Genomic DNA, 13,958 nt, shown 5'->3' with positions numbered 1-13,958 from the left:
GGCGTTGCACCCGGGCCCCTTCAGAACGACACCAGGAAAGACTTGACGTAGCCCTTGCCGGCAGTGGGCTTGGCGGGAGAGCCGGTCGACAGCGGCGCCACGACCTCTGACGGGTTGTCCATCCCGTCCTCGACGGCGGTATCGACATGGACCTGATAGCCCGCATCGATCATGGCATCGGCGATGTCGGCCGTTATCCTGAGCGTCTTGCCCGAGCCGATGCTTGCGCCGGTGATGCCGTCGATCTCGGCGGCCGCGCCGCCCGACAGGCGCTGCCAGTCGGAAAGGTGGCGGTAGTACTTCGCCTTGCCTCCGGCCATCCACAGCGTGCCGCGGTACTTCCCGGAGGCATCGGTGACATAGAGGGCGACATAGGCTCCGTTGCCTCCGTAGTTCTTGAGCGTGGCCTCGAAGGTGACAGGACGGGCATCGGCGAGGGTCGGAACAACGAGCGCGGTCGCGGTCGCGAGCGTAGGTATGAGCACTTTCATCATTCTGCTCCTGGAAATTGCGGGATGAGCGAGGATCCGGCGGTTACTGAACCTGAACCTTGGGACGGCTGTTGCCGTTGAAGAGGCCGTTGCCGGGGACCGGCGTGCCAGGATTGGTCGAGCCGTTCTGCGGAATCATTCTGCGGCCACCATCCTCGTCGTCATCGTCGTCGTCGTGGTGGTGATGTCGCTCACGTTTGGCGAGGCGGTCCGCGTGGCGGCCGTGCTCGCGGGTTTCGCTTGCGAGGAGGATGGGCCGGACACCCTGGCCGACCGTCAGCTGAGCGACGCTCCGCCCATGCCGGTCGCTCGTCAGGAATCCGCTTTCGCCGGCCGCGGCCGCGATCGCGAGACCAGCTGTCGTAGCGGAGAGGAGCAGGGCTGCTCCCACTAGGAAATGCTTGTACATGGTGCTGTCTCCGGGTTGATTGTTTCCCGGAGACGACCGTCGCATCCAAGGCTGACAGCGACCTGAACCGTTTGTCGATTTGCTTTCAGCTTCCCGTCAGGTTTGTGGCGGTCGCAAGGCGGAATGCCAGGGTCAGAACTGTGCGGTCAGCATAGCTGCCCTCATGTTGAGCGCCCCGGAATGGCGTCCTGCTCGGCCGCGTCGATGCCTAAGCGAACCAGCGCGCGAAAGCCGTCGGTATCCCCGGGGATCGGCGAGGCCAGCTCAAGAGCCAAGCCCGCGCCGCGGCAGATGGCGGCGGCAATCGCAAGCCCGAGGCCGGACCCTTCCGCAGAAGTCTGGCCGCGCTCGAAGGGGCGTGTCAGCCGTGCCAGTTGCTCGGCCGGTACCACTTCGCCGTGGTTGCAGACCTCGAGCAATCCGTCGGTGAGCCTCACCGTGATCGGCTGATCGGGATCTCCGTGCTTGAGGGCGTTCTCGATCAGATTGCGTGCCAGGATCGCGAAGGCATCAGGGTCGACATCGGACGGAGGGCCGCCATCGAGCGGGATCGAAAGGTCGAGCCGGTCACGGCATACGATCTGGCGATCGATGTCTTCGATCACGTGGCCGAGCACGGGCCCGAGAGGTGCCGGATTCTGGGCGAGGAGCCCGCCGCCCTCTGCCTTGGCAAGCTGCATGAGCTTTTCCGAAAGGCGGGACAGGCGGCGCAGCGCCGCCTCGATGGAGCGGGCGCGATCACGCCGGGGGTCGTCAGGCAGTTCGGCCAGCAGGCGCTGCGTCTGTGCCAGCGCGGCAGCGATCGGAGTGCGCAACTCGTGTGCGCTGTTCGCGGTGAAGCTGCGTTCGGCCTCAAGCGTGCCGCGCAGCCGGCCCATCAGCGCGTTGACCGCGGCGGCCACCGGCGCGATTTCGTCGGGCAATCCTTCGGTGGCGACGGGGTTCAGATTCCCGCGTCCCCGGGACTCGATCGCGGTCCGGAACGTGACCACGGGTTTCAGCGACAACCGGACCGTCATCCACACGCCAAGCAGCGCAATCGGCACGAGGGCCGCCAGAGGCCAGATCAGCGCGCTCACGGCGCGCATGACCGCTGCGCGGCGGTGCGAAAGATCCTCCGCGGTCGTCACGACGATCGTGCCCTGGACCGCAGCCTCGGTGTAGGTGCGGAGACGATCGGTCGTGTGAAAACCCAGGGGCAGATCGCGCGGGATTTTCAAGGGATCGGCATCGCTGGACTGGAGAAGTTCTCTGCCTTGGTCGTCGCGGACCACATAGGTGATGTATTCCCGGTGCGGGCCGACCTGCGGCATGCGCTGCGTCGTGTCCTCGGTATCGCGCGCTAGCACCTCGGCATAGGCGAGGGGCAGGATGCGTTGAGCGACCTCTTGCAGCGCACTGTCGAAGACCTCGTCGACCTCGCGGCGCAGAACGAGGCCTGCCACCGTCGATGCAGCGAGCCACAAAACGGCTACACCGGCCGCCAGACCGACGCCGAGGCGGCGACGCAGGCTCGATCGCGCAAAGCCGGCCGGGAGCCTCATGTCCGGCTTCCCTGAGTGCCGAGACGGTAGCCCATGCCGCGCACGGTTTCGATGGCATCCGCGCCGAGCTTCTTGCGCAGCCGGGCGATGTAGACCTCGATCGTGTTGCTCTCAATCTGCGCGTCGAAGGAGTAGAGCCGCTCCTCGAGTTGTGCCTTCGACAGGAGCATGTTGGGCCGCTGGACGAAAGCCTCGAACAACGCCCATTCCCGCGCCGTCAGTTGCACTGCCTTGCCGCCCCGCCGGGCAGAACGCGCTGCGAGGTCGACCTCGATGTCGCCAACGGTCACGAGCGGGTTGGGATTGCCGGAATAGCGCCGGCCGACCGCGCCGATGCGGGCCGTGAGTTCGGACAGGTCGAAGGGCTTCACCAGATAGTCGTCTGCTCCGGCGTTGAGCCCGGCGATGCGATCGGAAATCTGGTCGCGGGCAGTCAGGATGATAACCGGTGTGACCTCTCCGGCCGCGCGACGCGCTTTCAGGAAGTCGAGTCCACGCCCATCGGGCAACATCAGGTCGAGCAGGATCAGATCGTAGACCGCGGCACGGATCGCCTCGCCGGCCTCGTCAAGGCGCTTCATCCAATCGACCGAGTGCCCGTCGGCCACGATCTGGTCGCGAACCGCCATGCCCAGGACGGGGTCGTCTTCGACCAGCAAGATGCGCATAGGAACCTCTTTTGAACCAGCGCCACGTTAGCGCGTCCGCCGGTGGAAAGGAGCCAGAGAAATCCGACTGGCGTTCAGGCTGATGTCAGGTCAGGGTGTTATCTTTTACATCCGCGTGCCGAAATCGGAGTGTCTGCAGTGAGAAGCTGGGTGGGTGTGGCGATCCTGTCGATTTGCATGAGCGCAGCGCCAGCCCTCGCTGGCGAGAGATGCAATGTGCCACTCGCCGACTGGCAGCCCCGCGAGGCCCTCGAAAAGAAGCTCGCGGCGGAAGGCTGGATCGTCCGGTCGATCCGCTCCGACGACGGCTGCTACAAGGTGAAGGCCACAAACATGCGCGGCGAGCGCCTCGCGGCGAAGTTCGATCCGGGAAGCCTGGAGCTCGTCCGGCGCAAGGGTGAGAATGACAGCGACCACGATTGATGACGGCGTAGCCCGTCTCCGACAGGACGGCTGCAGCCTTGCGGGCTGCGGCGGGGCCGAGGGCGATCCTATCGCAACGGGTCTTTCTCATGAGCCCAAGATGCCCCGGCGCGCCTGACAATTCGCTGACACGGATCAACAGCATCGCGGAAGCGGTCTTTCGCTAATGTCTCCTCATCGAGCCGGACATGCCGTTCGGTTCAGAATGACAGGAGATCGACATGCGTACGATCATCATGGCTTCCGCCCTTGTGATGACAGGTCTTGCCGGGCCTGCGATGGCCGGCGGATCGGACAACCGCTGCGCTGCCGGCCCGGACGGCCGGACCATCGCCGTGAGCGAAGTGAGCAGAGGTCTCGAGAGCCTCGGCTACCGGGTGGACCGGATCAAGGCCGGGCGCGGCTGCTACGAGGTCCAGGCGGTGAATGACAGCGGCTTTCCGATCAAGGCTGTCTATGCCCGGACGACCGGCGAGCTCCTCCAGGCGAAGCTCCGCTGAACAGGGCTGCGCATTTCCCGCAGAAGGCCGGCAGCTCGTTGATCCCGGCCAAAGAGCTTCCACCGGGGACGAACCATCGTTGAGCTATTCAGCATAGGACAGGAGAAGAGATGATGGCGATGAACAGATTTCTTGCCGGCACGATGGTCGTGCTGGGCCTCTCGGCGGGATTGTCCGGGGCGGTGTTCGCGGCCGCGCCGCACGGGCACGACGGTCACACCGCTCCCGCCGTGGAGCTGCGGCTCAACAACGGCCAGAAATGGCAGACGGACGAGGCCCTGCGAAGCGGGATGAGCCGGATCCGCGCGGCATTCGACGTCGCCCTGCCGCAGATCCACGAAGGGCGCTACTCTGCTGCGGACTACGCTGCGCTCGCCGGCACGGTCCAGGAGCAGGTCGATTACGTGGTGGCGAACTGCAAGCTGCCGGAGGAGGCCGACCTTCAGCTCCATGTGGCGCTGACGCAGGTGCTGGACGGTGTCAACGCCATGCAGGAGAGCACTGGCCAGGACAAGGGTGCCGTTGCCATCGTGCAGGCCCTGAACGCCTATGGCGAGCACTTCGACCACCCGGGGTGGAAACCGCTCGGGCATTGATGCCGGGCCGGAGCATGCGGCAGCGGTTGCGCCTGGAAGGCTGATTGGCCACCGAAGGGTTGGCGGTTGGCGATCAGGCCGACCGCCCCAGGTTGACTCTAATCAACGACATGAAGCGGCGGGGCTTAGAGAATGCCCGCCGCTTGGAAGCATGTATGTTGAGACAGCGGCTGCTACAGGCAGCTGGAGGAGCACCGATGGGGCATATCAAAACCGCATTCTGGGGCGGGCTGGCCCTGCTGGCTGGCTTGTGGCTGCTCGCGGACCCTCTTGCCTTGCGGCCTGCCAGCTTCTTCGCCCTGCGCGGATCGATGGTGCAGCTCAGCGGCGTTCTCGCCATGGGCTGCATGAGCCTGGCGATGATCCTTGCCCTGCGCCCACGCTGGCCGGAGCAGTGGCTCGGCGGCCTCGACAAGATGTACCGCCTGCACAAGTGGCTCGGCATCGGCGGGCTCGTCCTTGCTATTGCACATTGGCTCTGGGCGCAGGGGCCGAAATGGGCGGTCGGGTTCGGCTGGCTCGAGCGGCCGGCCCGAGGCGCGCGGCCAGCCGTCGACAACGCGCTGGAACAGCTCCTGCTGACGCAGCGCGGCCTCGCGGAGGGCGTTGGCGAATGGGCCTTCTACGCCACCGTATTGCTTATCGTCGTGGCGCTCGTCCGCTGGATTCCCTACCGGATCTTCTACAAGACCCACCGCTTGATTGCGATCGCCTACCTGGCCCTGGTCTTCCATACCGTCGTGCTGGTGCAGTTCAGCACTTGGACGACGCCACTCGGCGTGCTCATGGCCGTGCTGCTGGCCTGGGGGACCGTCGCGGCCGTGCTGGTTCTTCTCCGTCGCGTCGGGGCCGGTCGCAAGGTTACGGGTCGGATCGCCAGCCTCCACTACTATCCAGAACTCCGTGTCCTCGAGGGCGAGATCGATATCCCTGAAGGCTGGCCGGGGCACAAGGCGGGACAGTTCGCATTCCTGAGTGGAGCTCCCGCCGAGGGGCCGCACCCCTACACCATCGCTTCGGGCTGGAACCCGGCCGAGCACCGGCTCACGTTCATCGCCAAAGAGCTGGGCGATTTCACTCGCACCCTTCGCGACTCGCGGTATGTCGGCGAGCCTGTGGTGGTCGAGGGGCCATATGGCTGTCTCACATTCGAGGACGACGCTCCGCGCCAGATCTGGATCGGGGGCGGGATCGGCGTCACCCCATTCATCGCACGCATGAAACAGCTCGCCCAGGGGCCGCAGGGCGCGCCTCAGGACGTTCACCTGTTTCACACAACGGCCGATTATAGCGAGGAGGCCATCGCCAAGTTGCGCGCGGACGCGGAGGCGGCCAATGTCCGCCTGCATGTCCTCCACGATGCCCGTGATGGCCGATTGACGGGCGACCGCATCCGCGCCGCCGTCCCCGGCTGGCGCGAAGCCAGCATCTGGTTCTGCGGCCCGGTCGGGTTCGGCGCGGCGCTCCGGGAGGATTTCGCCCGGCATGGCCTGAAGGTGGCCAAGCGCTTTCACCAGGAACTCTTCGCCATGCGATGAAGCAAGCCCTTCACGTGCCGGTGGCGGCGGCTGTCAACGCGCCACAGGCGCGGGGCCCCTGACGCGGAGGACCATCGAGGCGGCCCGCCGCCTGCGCCTGGTCCAGCACCGGGGCGTCGGCTACCACGATACCGTCGATGTGCGGGCCATCATCGAGCGCCGCATCAGGATTGCGGTCAGCACTGCCGGCACGATCGGGTGGCCGACCATGCGGTCATGTTGGCCCTGGCTGCGGCACGACGGCTGGCCTTCGCCGATCCGGAACTGCGGCGTAGGCATTGGCATGCGAACAGCCCGCGGCCGGTCTCGGTGGAACTGGCAGGCAAAGACATCGGCTACGTGGGAATGGGCCGCATCGGCCAGGCTTCAGCGGGTTTCGCACCAGGGGCCCCTATTCTGATCCCAGTGTCCGGCTCCCGTCGGAGCGCAGGGCCGAGCTGGGCCTTCAGTCCGCGGTCGGGTGGCGCTGAAGCTCCGACAGGCCCCTCCTGGGAGCTACCGCCGACCCTTGCGCCAGTCGGAAGGCGAAGCGAAGGTCCCGGCCCACATCCCGACGCCGGCCTGCCGGGCGGCCTGCTCGTCGGGGACATAGTCCAGCGCATACTGCCGGTAGGCAATGGCCCACCCCTGGCGGACCATCCATCGGTTCACGTCCGTCGCCCTGGCGCGGCAGATGGCGACGACGCGCCCATATCGGTCGGTGTCGGTTGGGCGGCAGGAAACGGTCGCCCTGCCGATCCAGTCGGACAGCGCGAAAGCGGCCCGCTGCCCGCAGCGGTAATCCCTGCCTGCCTGATCCCGGCAGGTCTGCCGGCTCTCTGGAGCATCGATTCCGTGCAGGCGAATCCGGGTTCCGACGATCTCGATGGTGTCGCCATCGATCACACTGGCTTGGCCTGCGATTTCCTCCGCACGGGCTGGGAAAGAGACGAAAAGAAATCCGAGAACACCGAGAATCAGGGAAAGCCGCAACTGCCGTCACCACACCTTACGTAAGGGAAGGTGGACAGATAGCAGGCTGGTGGCTCAGGTCCAGCGAAGGAGCACGGGTTTTCAGCCGATCAACCGCTCAGCGCCGCGAGTATTGGTTCAAACGGGCCGCCTACGAACGTCCCGCTCGCACGCACTATACTTTCAGTGGGTCGGAAAGCTGGCGCTTCGGCGAAAGCAACTAAGCTCCGAGTCTTCATGTCGGATCCGGAACCACCCGGATTCGGAACGCAGACCAGCCATCAGTCGCGATGCTGCTGGTAGCGTTCGAAACGGAAGCTGCAAGATCAGAATGGTGCCCCTGGCCGGGATCGAACCAGCACTCCTTGCGGAACTCGATTTTGAGTCGAGCGCGTCTACCAATTCCGCCACAGGGGCAACGCGGACAGCCGAGTAACACGGGCCGGGAAGGCCGGTCAATCGGCTGGCGGAAGGTCCCGCGGCATCGCGGGCCTCTCGCCACCGGGCGCGGCTTGTGCTCAAAGGGGCGGGCCTCAACACGGGCACGATTTCTTCTGCCGGCGGACCATCATGCTCAGACGCCTCTACGAATGGACCCTTTCCCTTTCGGCCAAGCCTTCGGCCCCCTATGCCCTGGCGGCGGTCTCGTTCGCGGAGAGCTCGTTCTTTCCCGTCCCGCCGGACATCATGCTGGTGCCCATGATGCTGGCGCGGCCGGACCGGGCCTGGTCCTATGCCCTGATCTGCACCGTCGCCTCCGTACTCGGCGGCATCCTCGGCTATTTCATCGGCCTGCTGCTGTATGATTCCGTCGGCGCCTGGCTGTTCCAGTTCTACGGGCTCGCGGATGGGGCGGAAGCATTCCGGCACGGCTACGCGCAATACGGCCACTGGGTCATCCTGCTCAAGGGCCTCACGCCCATCCCCTACAAGCTCGTCACCATCACCTCGGGCTTTGCCGGCTACAGCCTCGGCTGGTTCATCCTGCTGTCCGTCCTCACCCGCGGTGCGCGCTTCTTCGCGATCGCGCTTCTGATGAGTCGCTTCGGACCGGCGATCAAGTCCGTGATCGACCGCCATTTCAATCTCGTCGCCATCCTGGCCATTGTCGCCGTCGTCGGCGGATTCGTGGCATTCCGCTACCTGTTCTGAAGGAGATGTCGATGCGGCCCCGTTTTGCGATACGGCAGGCAGCCCTTGTGATCGCCCTTGCGGCAGCGGCGACCGTGGGCGGCGCGCTCGTATTCCAGCATGTGTGGGGCTACCAGCCCTGCAAGCTCTGCCTGGAGCAGCGCAACCCCTATTACCTCGGCATTCCGCTGGCCCTGGTCACGGCGCTCCTCCCCCCGCGCTGGGGGCGCATCGGCCTTTGGTGTCTCGCCCTGGTCTTCGTCGTCAGCGCCGGCATGGGTGCCTATCATTCCGGTGTGGAATGGGGCCTGTGGCTCGGCCCGAGCGATTGCGGCGGCGGTCCCGGCGCCAGTTCGGGCAATGTCGGTGACCTGCTCGGCCAGCTCTCCAATATCCGCGTCGTCAGCTGCACGGAGGCGGCCTGGCGTTTCCTGGGGCTGTCGCTGGCGGGTTGGAATGCGCTGATCTCGGTGGCGCTCGCGGCTTTCGCGGGCTTCGCGGCCTGGAAGGGCAGGACCTGAGAGCCCGCGCAGGATCAGGGTTCGAGTTCGCTGTCCCAGTAGAGATAATCGAGCCAGCTGTCGTGGAGATAGTTGGGCGGGAAGAGGCGGCCGTTGGAATGAAGGTCGTGCAGGGTCGGGGCGAAGGGGCTCTGACGCGGCCACATCTCGACGTCGCGTGGCATCCGGTCGCCTTTTCGCAGATTACAGGGGGCGCAGGCGGCGACCACGTTCTCCCAGGTCGTCTGGCCCCCTTTCGAGCGGGGAATGACGTGATCGAAGGTCAGGTCCTCGTGCGTGCCGCAATACTGGCAGGTGAAACGATCGCGGAGGAAGACGTTGAAGCGGGTGAAGGCGGGATTTCGGGAAGGCTTGACGTAGGTCTTGAGCGAGATCACCGAGGGAAGGCGGATTTCGAAACTCGGACTTCGGACGACCTTGTCATATTCGGAGACGATGTTCACCCGGTCGAGAAAGACAGCCTTGATGGCATCCTGCCAACACCAGATGGACAAGGGGTAGTAACTCAAGGGCCGGTAATCGGCGTTGAGCACCAAGGCCGGGCAGGCCTCAGGTCGTACAACAGGTTGGACGTGTATCGTCACATCACCTCCTCATGAAGAAGAAGCCGCATCCCGTTCCATTATGACTATAGAGGGTGTGACGCTGTTGTGAAGCATGCGGCGGGAGCGTCTGTGACGCACCCACAGGAAAGCTTGCACCGTTACGCAGATGGAGCCGACGGAACGATCCGGCAGGTTCCCGCCTCGCCGGCTCTTGCCTCATCGGCCCCGAAACGGAGCGAATGACCATGCTTCAGCAGGCCCTGACCTGGATCGAGCCGGCCATCGCCGCCTATGGCGCGCTGGCTCTCTTCGCCATTCTCTATGGAGAATCCTTCGGTCTGCCGCTGCCCGGCGAAAGCGCCCTCATCGCGGCCTCGCTCCTGGCCGCTCGAGGCGATCTTTCGATTTCAGGCGTATTCCTGGCCGCCTGGATGGGAGCGGTGCTCGGCGACAGCACCGGCTACCTCATCGGGCGATGGGGCGGCCGCTATGTCCTGAACCGGTTCGGCGGGCTCCTGAAGCTGACGCCCGACCGTCTGGCGCAGCTGGAAAAGACCGCGCGTGAGAAAGGCTTCATGGTGGTGCTCTCGGCGCGCTTCGTTGTCGTCCTGCGGCAGCTCAACGGCATCGTCGCCGGATCGGTCGGAATGCCCTGGCCGCATTTCGTCACGGCCAATGCCATCGGCGCGGCGCTGTGGGCAGGCTTGTGGAGCTTCGGTCCGTTCCTGTTTACGGACTGGTTCCGGCGTTTCCTCTAGGCAATGGCCCCTTGCCGGCCCGCTCGGACGTCAGGCGTGCGATCTCCGCCCGGATCGGTGCGAAGGGTCCATAAATATGCTGCTCGCGGCTGAAGCTGTCGGCGTAGGGGCCATAGGGGGTGTCCGCCGGCTTCTGGAGCAGGTCGGGATAGTCCCTGTCCGAATCGGCCTTGTGCGGGCGCGGCTGCGACACGACGAAGGCGGCCACATCCCAGGCGTCCTCGGGCGACAGGCGAGGATACAGATAGGTGGTCCCGTTCGGCATGTTCGCGTGGACGAACCCGGCGAGGGTTGAAAGCCGGTTCATGCCGGCGGCGTCGTTGAAGCTGTCCGGCCCCCAGAGCGGCGGCACCATATAGCCGAGATCGGTCGTCGGCAGGCTGCGGCGAAGCCCTCTCCCGTCGGTGCCGTGGCACATGGCGCAGGTCTGCTGGAAAATGGTCGCGCCGCGCCGCGGATCTCCCGGCCGGTCGAGCTCCGCGATTCGATCGCTGCCGTACCCGGTCAGTTCCTCGCCGGGCTTCACCCCGCGCGACAGGAAATCGACATAGGCCACCATGGCTCGCATGTCCGGAGCATCGAGGGGCAGGGGCCGTCCATTCATGCTCCGCGTCATGCAGGCATTGATCCGCTGCTCCAGCGAAATCGCATGCCCGGCCTCCGCATCGTATTGCGGAAAGAGATCCTTCAATCCCCAGAGCGGATTCCCGAATTTCTTGGTTCCGGCGTCGAGATGGCAATTGCGGCAGGCGAGATTGTTTCCCGCATAGCGCTTCGAGGGATCCGGAACCTCGGGGCCGAGATGGGCATAGGTCGCGGTGATCAGGTCACGCCCCCGCCGCACCAGCCTGCCGTGGTCGTCATCGGGAAGCGAGCCGATGTCGGGAACGTTCCAGAACGGATCGGGCACCGGTGCCGGCGTTTGCGCCTGGAGGGTGGACGCTCCGCAAAACAGGGTTGCGACGCATACCGCCACCCTCATGATCGACCTCGTTCCGCCCTGCATCTGACCGCCACGCCTGAGTTTCGGGCGCATGATGCCAGCGGTCGTCCCATCACGCCAGACGAAAGCTTGGCCGCACGGAAGGGAAAAGCGGAAAAGGAAGTGAATTCAGCGGGTCGGGACGGGCTTCTCGCCACGGTAATCGTAGAAGCCGCGCTTGGCCTTCCGCCCGAGCCAGCCGGCCTCCACATATTTCACGAGAAGGGGGCAGGGGCGGTATTTCGAATCGGCCAGGCCCTCATGGAGCACCTGCATGACGGACAGGCAGGTGTCGAGGCCGATGAAATCAGCGAGCTGGAGAGGCCCCATCGGATGGTTGGCGCCGAGCCGCATGGCGGTGTCGATGGCGTCGACGGAACCGACCCCTTCGTAGAGCGTGTAAATCGCCTCGTTGATCATCGGCAGAAGGATGCGATTGACGATGAAGGCCGGGAAATCCTCCGAAACCGTCACGGTCTTCCCGAGCTTGCCGATGAATTCCTTGGCCGATTCGTAGGTCGGGTCCTCGGTGGCGATGCCCCGGATCAGCTCGACGAGCTGCATGACGGGGACCGGGTTCATGAAATGAATGCCGATGAAGCGCTCGGGCCTGTCCGTCGCGGCGGCGAGGCGCGTGATCGAGATCGACGAGGTGTTCGTCGCGATCATGGTCTCGGGACGCAGGGAGGGGCACAGATTGGTGAAGATCTTGCGCTTGACTTCCTCGTTCTCCGTCGCGGCTTCGATCACGAGATCGCAGACCCTCAGGTCGTCATAGGTCCGGGCGGGAACGATGCGCGAAAGCGCCGCCTGGCGTTCGCTATCGGTAATGGCGTCCTTCGAGACCTGGCGCGCCATGTTGCCGTTGATCGTCGCGAGACCCGCATTGATCCGCTCCTCGGAGATGTCGTGGAGTCGGACTGCGAAACCCGCCAGCGAACATACATGGGCAATGCCATTGCCCATCTGACCAGCGCCGATCACGCCTACGGTTTTAATCTCGATACCCATTTGCCTGCTGCCCCGGACACCTGTCGTGCCTTCAAAAGGGACCGGGCGGGTTGCCGCCCGGCTCCATCTCATTCCTGAACTCAGTGACCGGCCTTGGTCAACTCTTCCTTGAGTTGCGGGAGGATTGTGAAGAGGTCGCCGACGAGGCCGTAATCGGCGACCTGGAAGATCGGCGCCTCCTCGTCCTTGTTGATCGCCACGATCACCTTGGAATCCTTCATCCCGGCCAGATGCTGGATCGCCCCGGAAATCCCCACCGCAATGTAGAGATCCGGCGCCACCACCTTGCCGGTCTGCCCGACCTGCCAGTCGTTCGGCGCATAGCCGGCATCCACCGCCGCCCGGCTCGCCCCCATCGCCGCCCCGAGCCGGTCGGCAATCGGCTCGATATAGGTCTTGAAGTTCTCCGCCGAGCCGAGCGAACGCCCGCCCGAGATGATGATCCTGGCCGAGGTCAGCTCCGGCCGGTCGCTTTGTGCGATCTCCTCGCCCTGGAACGACGACACTCCCGGATCCGCGGCGGCAGGGACCGTCTCGATGGCGGCCGCGCCGCCCTCACCGGCCGCCGCAAAGGCGGCGGTGCGCACGGTGAGCACCGTCTTGGCATCGGTCGCCTGCACCGTCTGGATGGCGTTGCCGGCGTAGATCGGCCGCTCGAAGGTGTCGGGCGCCACCACCCGGGTGATGTCGGAGACCTGCATCACATCCAGCAGCGCCGCGACGCGCGGCATCACGTTCTTGCCGGTGCTGGTCGCCGGCGCCACCAGCGCCGCATAGGGGCCGGCCAGCGCCACGATCAGCGCCGCCAGCGGCTCGGCCAGCCGGTGCTCGTAGGCCGCCGCATCGGCGAGCAGCACCTTCTCCACCCCCGCCAGCCTGGACGCCGCTTCGGCCGCGGCGCGGGCATTCGCGCCGGCGACCAGGACATGGACGGGACCGCCCAGCGCCGCGGCGGCGGTCAGCGCCTTGGCGGTGGCGTCCTTGAGCTGAGCGTTGTCGTGCTCGGCAATCAGCAACGTGGTCATGGTTCTGGTTCTCCCTTAGAGCACGCCGGCTTCGGTCTTGAGCTTGGCGACCAGTTCGGCCACCGACGCCACCTTGACCCCGGCCTTGCGGCCGCCGGGCTCGGCGGTCTTGAGCACCTTCAGGCGCGGGCTGACATCGATGCCGAGCGCCTCGGGCGAGGTCTCGTCGAGGGGCTTCTTCTTGGCCTTCATGATGTTGGGCAGGGAGGCATAGCGCGGCTCGTTGAGGCGCAGGTCCGTGGTCACGATCGCCGGCAGGGTGAGGTTGAGCGTCTGCAGGCCGCCATCGACCTCGCGGGTGACGGCAATCGCGCCCTCGCCGACCTTCACCTTGAAGGCAAACGTGCCCTGCGGCCAGCCCAGCAGCGCCGCCAGCATCTGGCCGGTCTGGTTGCAATCGTCGTCGATGGCCTGCTTGCCGAGGATGACGAGGTCGGGCTTCTCCTGGGCGATCACCGCCTTGAGCAGCTTGGCCACGGACAGCGGCTCGACGCTCGCCTCGGTCTTGACCAGGAGGCCGCGATCCGCCCCCATCGCCAGCGCCGTGCGGATGGTCTCGGCAGCCTGGGCCGGGCCGATCGAGACCGCGACGATCTCGCTCGCCTGGCCGGCTTCCTTCAGCCGGATCGCCTCCTCGACCGCGATCTCGTCGAACGGGTTCATCGCCATCTTGACGTTGGCAAGCTCCACCCCCGAGCCGTCACCCTTCACCCGGATCTTCACGTTGTAGTCCACAACCCGCTTCACACACACCAGAAGCTTCATTCGCCTGTCCTCATCGAAGGGTCAGATCCGGAGGCGGTCATGGGCCAGCTCTCCGGACGGGTAGGAAAGATGATCGGGACCGTAGCGGGCGCTATCCGAT

Annotated in this window: 18 protein-coding genes, 1 tRNA gene and 1 pseudogene; 8 read left to right on the top strand and 12 right to left on the bottom strand. The window is 65.5% G+C overall.

The window, feature by feature from the left end; all coding sequences use genetic code 11:
* Positions 1–20: 20 nt before the first annotated feature.
* The 4 genes from AC522E_RS17625 to AC522E_RS17610 form a co-directional block, all read right to left on the bottom strand.
* Positions 21–491, bottom strand: coding sequence for a DUF2271 domain-containing protein (locus tag AC522E_RS17625; protein ID WP_500750747.1), 471 nt, complete (start codon positions 489–491; stop codon positions 21–23).
* 43 nt (positions 492–534) lie between these two features.
* Complete coding sequence (locus AC522E_RS17620) at positions 535–900, bottom strand: hypothetical protein (protein WP_500747533.1); 366 nt, start codon at positions 898–900, stop codon at positions 535–537.
* Positions 901–1,061: 161 nt separating this feature from the next.
* Positions 1,062–2,444 (bottom strand): sensor histidine kinase, encoded by a 1,383-nt coding sequence (locus AC522E_RS17615; RefSeq protein ID WP_500747532.1) that lies wholly within the window; start codon positions 2,442–2,444, stop codon positions 1,062–1,064.
* A complete protein-coding gene (locus tag AC522E_RS17610; RefSeq protein ID WP_500747531.1) occupies positions 2,441–3,112 on the bottom strand; it encodes a response regulator transcription factor in 672 nt (223 codons plus the stop codon). Before AC522E_RS17610 ends, AC522E_RS17615 begins: the two co-directional genes overlap by 4 nt.
* Positions 3,113–3,250: 138 nt before the next feature.
* Between AC522E_RS17610 and AC522E_RS17605 the strand changes: the two genes are divergently transcribed.
* The 4 genes from AC522E_RS17605 to AC522E_RS17590 all read left to right on the top strand — a co-directional run bounded on the left by AC522E_RS17605 (position 3,251) and on the right by AC522E_RS17590 (position 6,169).
* Entirely contained in the window at positions 3,251–3,535 is a 285-nt protein-coding gene (locus AC522E_RS17605; protein WP_500747530.1) for a PepSY domain-containing protein, read from the top strand.
* Positions 3,536–3,756: 221 nt separating this feature from the next.
* Entirely contained in the window at positions 3,757–4,035 is a 279-nt protein-coding gene (locus AC522E_RS17600; protein WP_500747529.1) for a PepSY domain-containing protein, read from the top strand.
* A gap of 119 nt (positions 4,036–4,154) precedes the next feature.
* A complete protein-coding gene (locus tag AC522E_RS17595) occupies positions 4,155–4,631 on the top strand; it encodes a hypothetical protein (RefSeq protein WP_500747528.1) in 477 nt (158 codons plus the stop codon).
* 197 nt (positions 4,632–4,828) lie between these two features.
* Positions 4,829–6,169: a ferredoxin reductase family protein gene (locus tag AC522E_RS17590; protein WP_500747527.1), complete on the top strand. Its 1,341-nt coding sequence runs from the start codon at positions 4,829–4,831 to the stop codon at positions 6,167–6,169.
* A 120-nt stretch (positions 6,170–6,289) separates the two neighbouring features.
* On the opposite strand, the gene AC522E_RS17585 is transcribed toward AC522E_RS17590, so the two are convergent.
* Positions 6,290–6,454 carry a hypothetical protein gene (locus tag AC522E_RS17585; protein ID WP_500747526.1) on the bottom strand — a complete coding sequence of 55 codons (165 nt, stop codon included), beginning with the start codon at positions 6,452–6,454 and terminating at the stop codon, positions 6,290–6,292.
* Here AC522E_RS17585 and AC522E_RS17580 point away from each other — a divergent pair.
* Positions 6,434–6,490, top strand: a pseudogene (locus tag AC522E_RS17580) (hypothetical protein); the annotation flags it as partial. The gene AC522E_RS17585 and the pseudogene AC522E_RS17580 sit on opposite strands and share 21 nt — an antisense overlap.
* A 174-nt stretch (positions 6,491–6,664) precedes the next feature.
* On the opposite strand, the gene AC522E_RS17575 reads toward AC522E_RS17580, so the two are convergent.
* Both AC522E_RS17575 and AC522E_RS17570 read right to left on the bottom strand, forming a co-directional pair.
* Positions 6,665–7,141, bottom strand: coding sequence for a thermonuclease family protein (locus AC522E_RS17575; RefSeq protein WP_500747525.1), 477 nt, complete (start codon positions 7,139–7,141; stop codon positions 6,665–6,667).
* A 311-nt stretch (positions 7,142–7,452) separates the two neighbouring features.
* Positions 7,453–7,537, bottom strand: a tRNA-Leu gene (locus AC522E_RS17570).
* Positions 7,538–7,690: 153 nt separating this feature from the next.
* On the opposite strand from AC522E_RS17570, the gene AC522E_RS17565 reads away from it, so the two are divergent.
* Together AC522E_RS17565 and AC522E_RS17560 are read left to right on the top strand one after the other, a co-directional pair.
* Positions 7,691–8,272: a YqaA family protein gene (locus AC522E_RS17565; protein WP_500747524.1), complete on the top strand. Its 582-nt coding sequence runs from the start codon at positions 7,691–7,693 to the stop codon at positions 8,270–8,272.
* Positions 8,273–8,283: 11 nt separating this feature from the next.
* On the top strand, positions 8,284–8,772 hold the full coding sequence (locus tag AC522E_RS17560) for a disulfide bond formation protein B (protein WP_500747523.1): 489 nt from the start codon (positions 8,284–8,286) through the stop codon (positions 8,770–8,772).
* 14 nt (positions 8,773–8,786) lie between these two features.
* Here the strand turns inward: AC522E_RS17560 and AC522E_RS17555 are convergent, their stop codons facing one another.
* Positions 8,787–9,356, bottom strand: coding sequence for an HNH endonuclease (locus AC522E_RS17555; RefSeq protein ID WP_500747522.1), 570 nt, complete (start codon positions 9,354–9,356; stop codon positions 8,787–8,789).
* Positions 9,357–9,577: 221 nt separating this feature from the next.
* On the opposite strand from AC522E_RS17555, the gene AC522E_RS17550 reads away from it, so the two are divergent.
* A complete protein-coding gene (locus AC522E_RS17550) occupies positions 9,578–10,075 on the top strand; it encodes a DedA family protein (RefSeq protein ID WP_500750745.1) in 498 nt (165 codons plus the stop codon).
* Here AC522E_RS17550 and AC522E_RS17545 read toward each other — a convergent pair.
* From AC522E_RS17545 to AC522E_RS17530, 4 genes are all read right to left on the bottom strand, one after another.
* Entirely contained in the window at positions 10,047–11,057 is a 1,011-nt protein-coding gene (locus tag AC522E_RS17545) for a c-type cytochrome (RefSeq protein ID WP_500747521.1), read from the bottom strand. The genes AC522E_RS17550 and AC522E_RS17545 overlap by 29 nt on opposite strands.
* 129 nt (positions 11,058–11,186) lie before the next feature.
* Positions 11,187–12,068, bottom strand: a complete 882-nt coding sequence (locus AC522E_RS17540) for a 3-hydroxybutyryl-CoA dehydrogenase (protein WP_500747520.1) — start codon at positions 12,066–12,068, stop codon at positions 11,187–11,189.
* A gap of 80 nt (positions 12,069–12,148) precedes the next feature.
* Positions 12,149–13,093, bottom strand: coding sequence for an electron transfer flavoprotein subunit alpha/FixB family protein (locus AC522E_RS17535; protein ID WP_500747519.1), 945 nt, complete (start codon positions 13,091–13,093; stop codon positions 12,149–12,151).
* Between the two features lie 15 nt (positions 13,094–13,108).
* Positions 13,109–13,858 carry an electron transfer flavoprotein subunit beta/FixA family protein gene (locus AC522E_RS17530; protein ID WP_500747518.1) on the bottom strand — a complete coding sequence of 250 codons (750 nt, stop codon included), beginning with the start codon at positions 13,856–13,858 and terminating at the stop codon, positions 13,109–13,111.
* Positions 13,859–13,958: the final 100 nt, after the last annotated feature.

The organism is Microvirga sp. BF8 (genome assembly GCF_059888585.1).
The sequence above is the reverse complement of the archived record's forward strand: the minus strand, read 5'-3'. Positions and strand labels throughout refer to the sequence as shown.

Coding starts and splice junctions, on each gene's coding strand:
- AC522E_RS17530 (WP_500747518.1), bottom strand. CDS start 13,858: ATGAAGCTTCTGGTGTGTGTGAAGCGGGTTGTGGACTACAACGTGAAG.
- AC522E_RS17610 (WP_500747531.1), bottom strand. CDS start 3,112: ATGCGCATCTTGCTGGTCGAAGACGACCCCGTCCTGGGCATGGCGGTT.
- AC522E_RS17590 (WP_500747527.1), top strand. CDS start 4,829: ATGGGGCATATCAAAACCGCATTCTGGGGCGGGCTGGCCCTGCTGGCT.
- AC522E_RS17565 (WP_500747524.1), top strand. CDS start 7,691: ATGCTCAGACGCCTCTACGAATGGACCCTTTCCCTTTCGGCCAAGCCT.
- AC522E_RS17620 (WP_500747533.1), bottom strand. CDS start 900: ATGTACAAGCATTTCCTAGTGGGAGCAGCCCTGCTCCTCTCCGCTACG.
- AC522E_RS17595 (WP_500747528.1), top strand. CDS start 4,155: ATGAACAGATTTCTTGCCGGCACGATGGTCGTGCTGGGCCTCTCGGCG.
- AC522E_RS17585 (WP_500747526.1), bottom strand. CDS start 6,454: ATGCCAATGCCTACGCCGCAGTTCCGGATCGGCGAAGGCCAGCCGTCG.
- AC522E_RS17600 (WP_500747529.1), top strand. CDS start 3,757: ATGCGTACGATCATCATGGCTTCCGCCCTTGTGATGACAGGTCTTGCC.
- AC522E_RS17545 (WP_500747521.1), bottom strand. CDS start 11,057: ATGAGGGTGGCGGTATGCGTCGCAACCCTGTTTTGCGGAGCGTCCACC.
- AC522E_RS17535 (WP_500747519.1), bottom strand. CDS start 13,093: ATGACCACGTTGCTGATTGCCGAGCACGACAACGCTCAGCTCAAGGAC.
- AC522E_RS17625 (WP_500750747.1), bottom strand. CDS start 491: ATGAAAGTGCTCATACCTACGCTCGCGACCGCGACCGCGCTCGTTGTT.
- AC522E_RS17540 (WP_500747520.1), bottom strand. CDS start 12,068: ATGGGTATCGAGATTAAAACCGTAGGCGTGATCGGCGCTGGTCAGATG.
- AC522E_RS17615 (WP_500747532.1), bottom strand. CDS start 2,444: ATGAGGCTCCCGGCCGGCTTTGCGCGATCGAGCCTGCGTCGCCGCCTC.
- AC522E_RS17560 (WP_500747523.1), top strand. CDS start 8,284: ATGCGGCCCCGTTTTGCGATACGGCAGGCAGCCCTTGTGATCGCCCTT.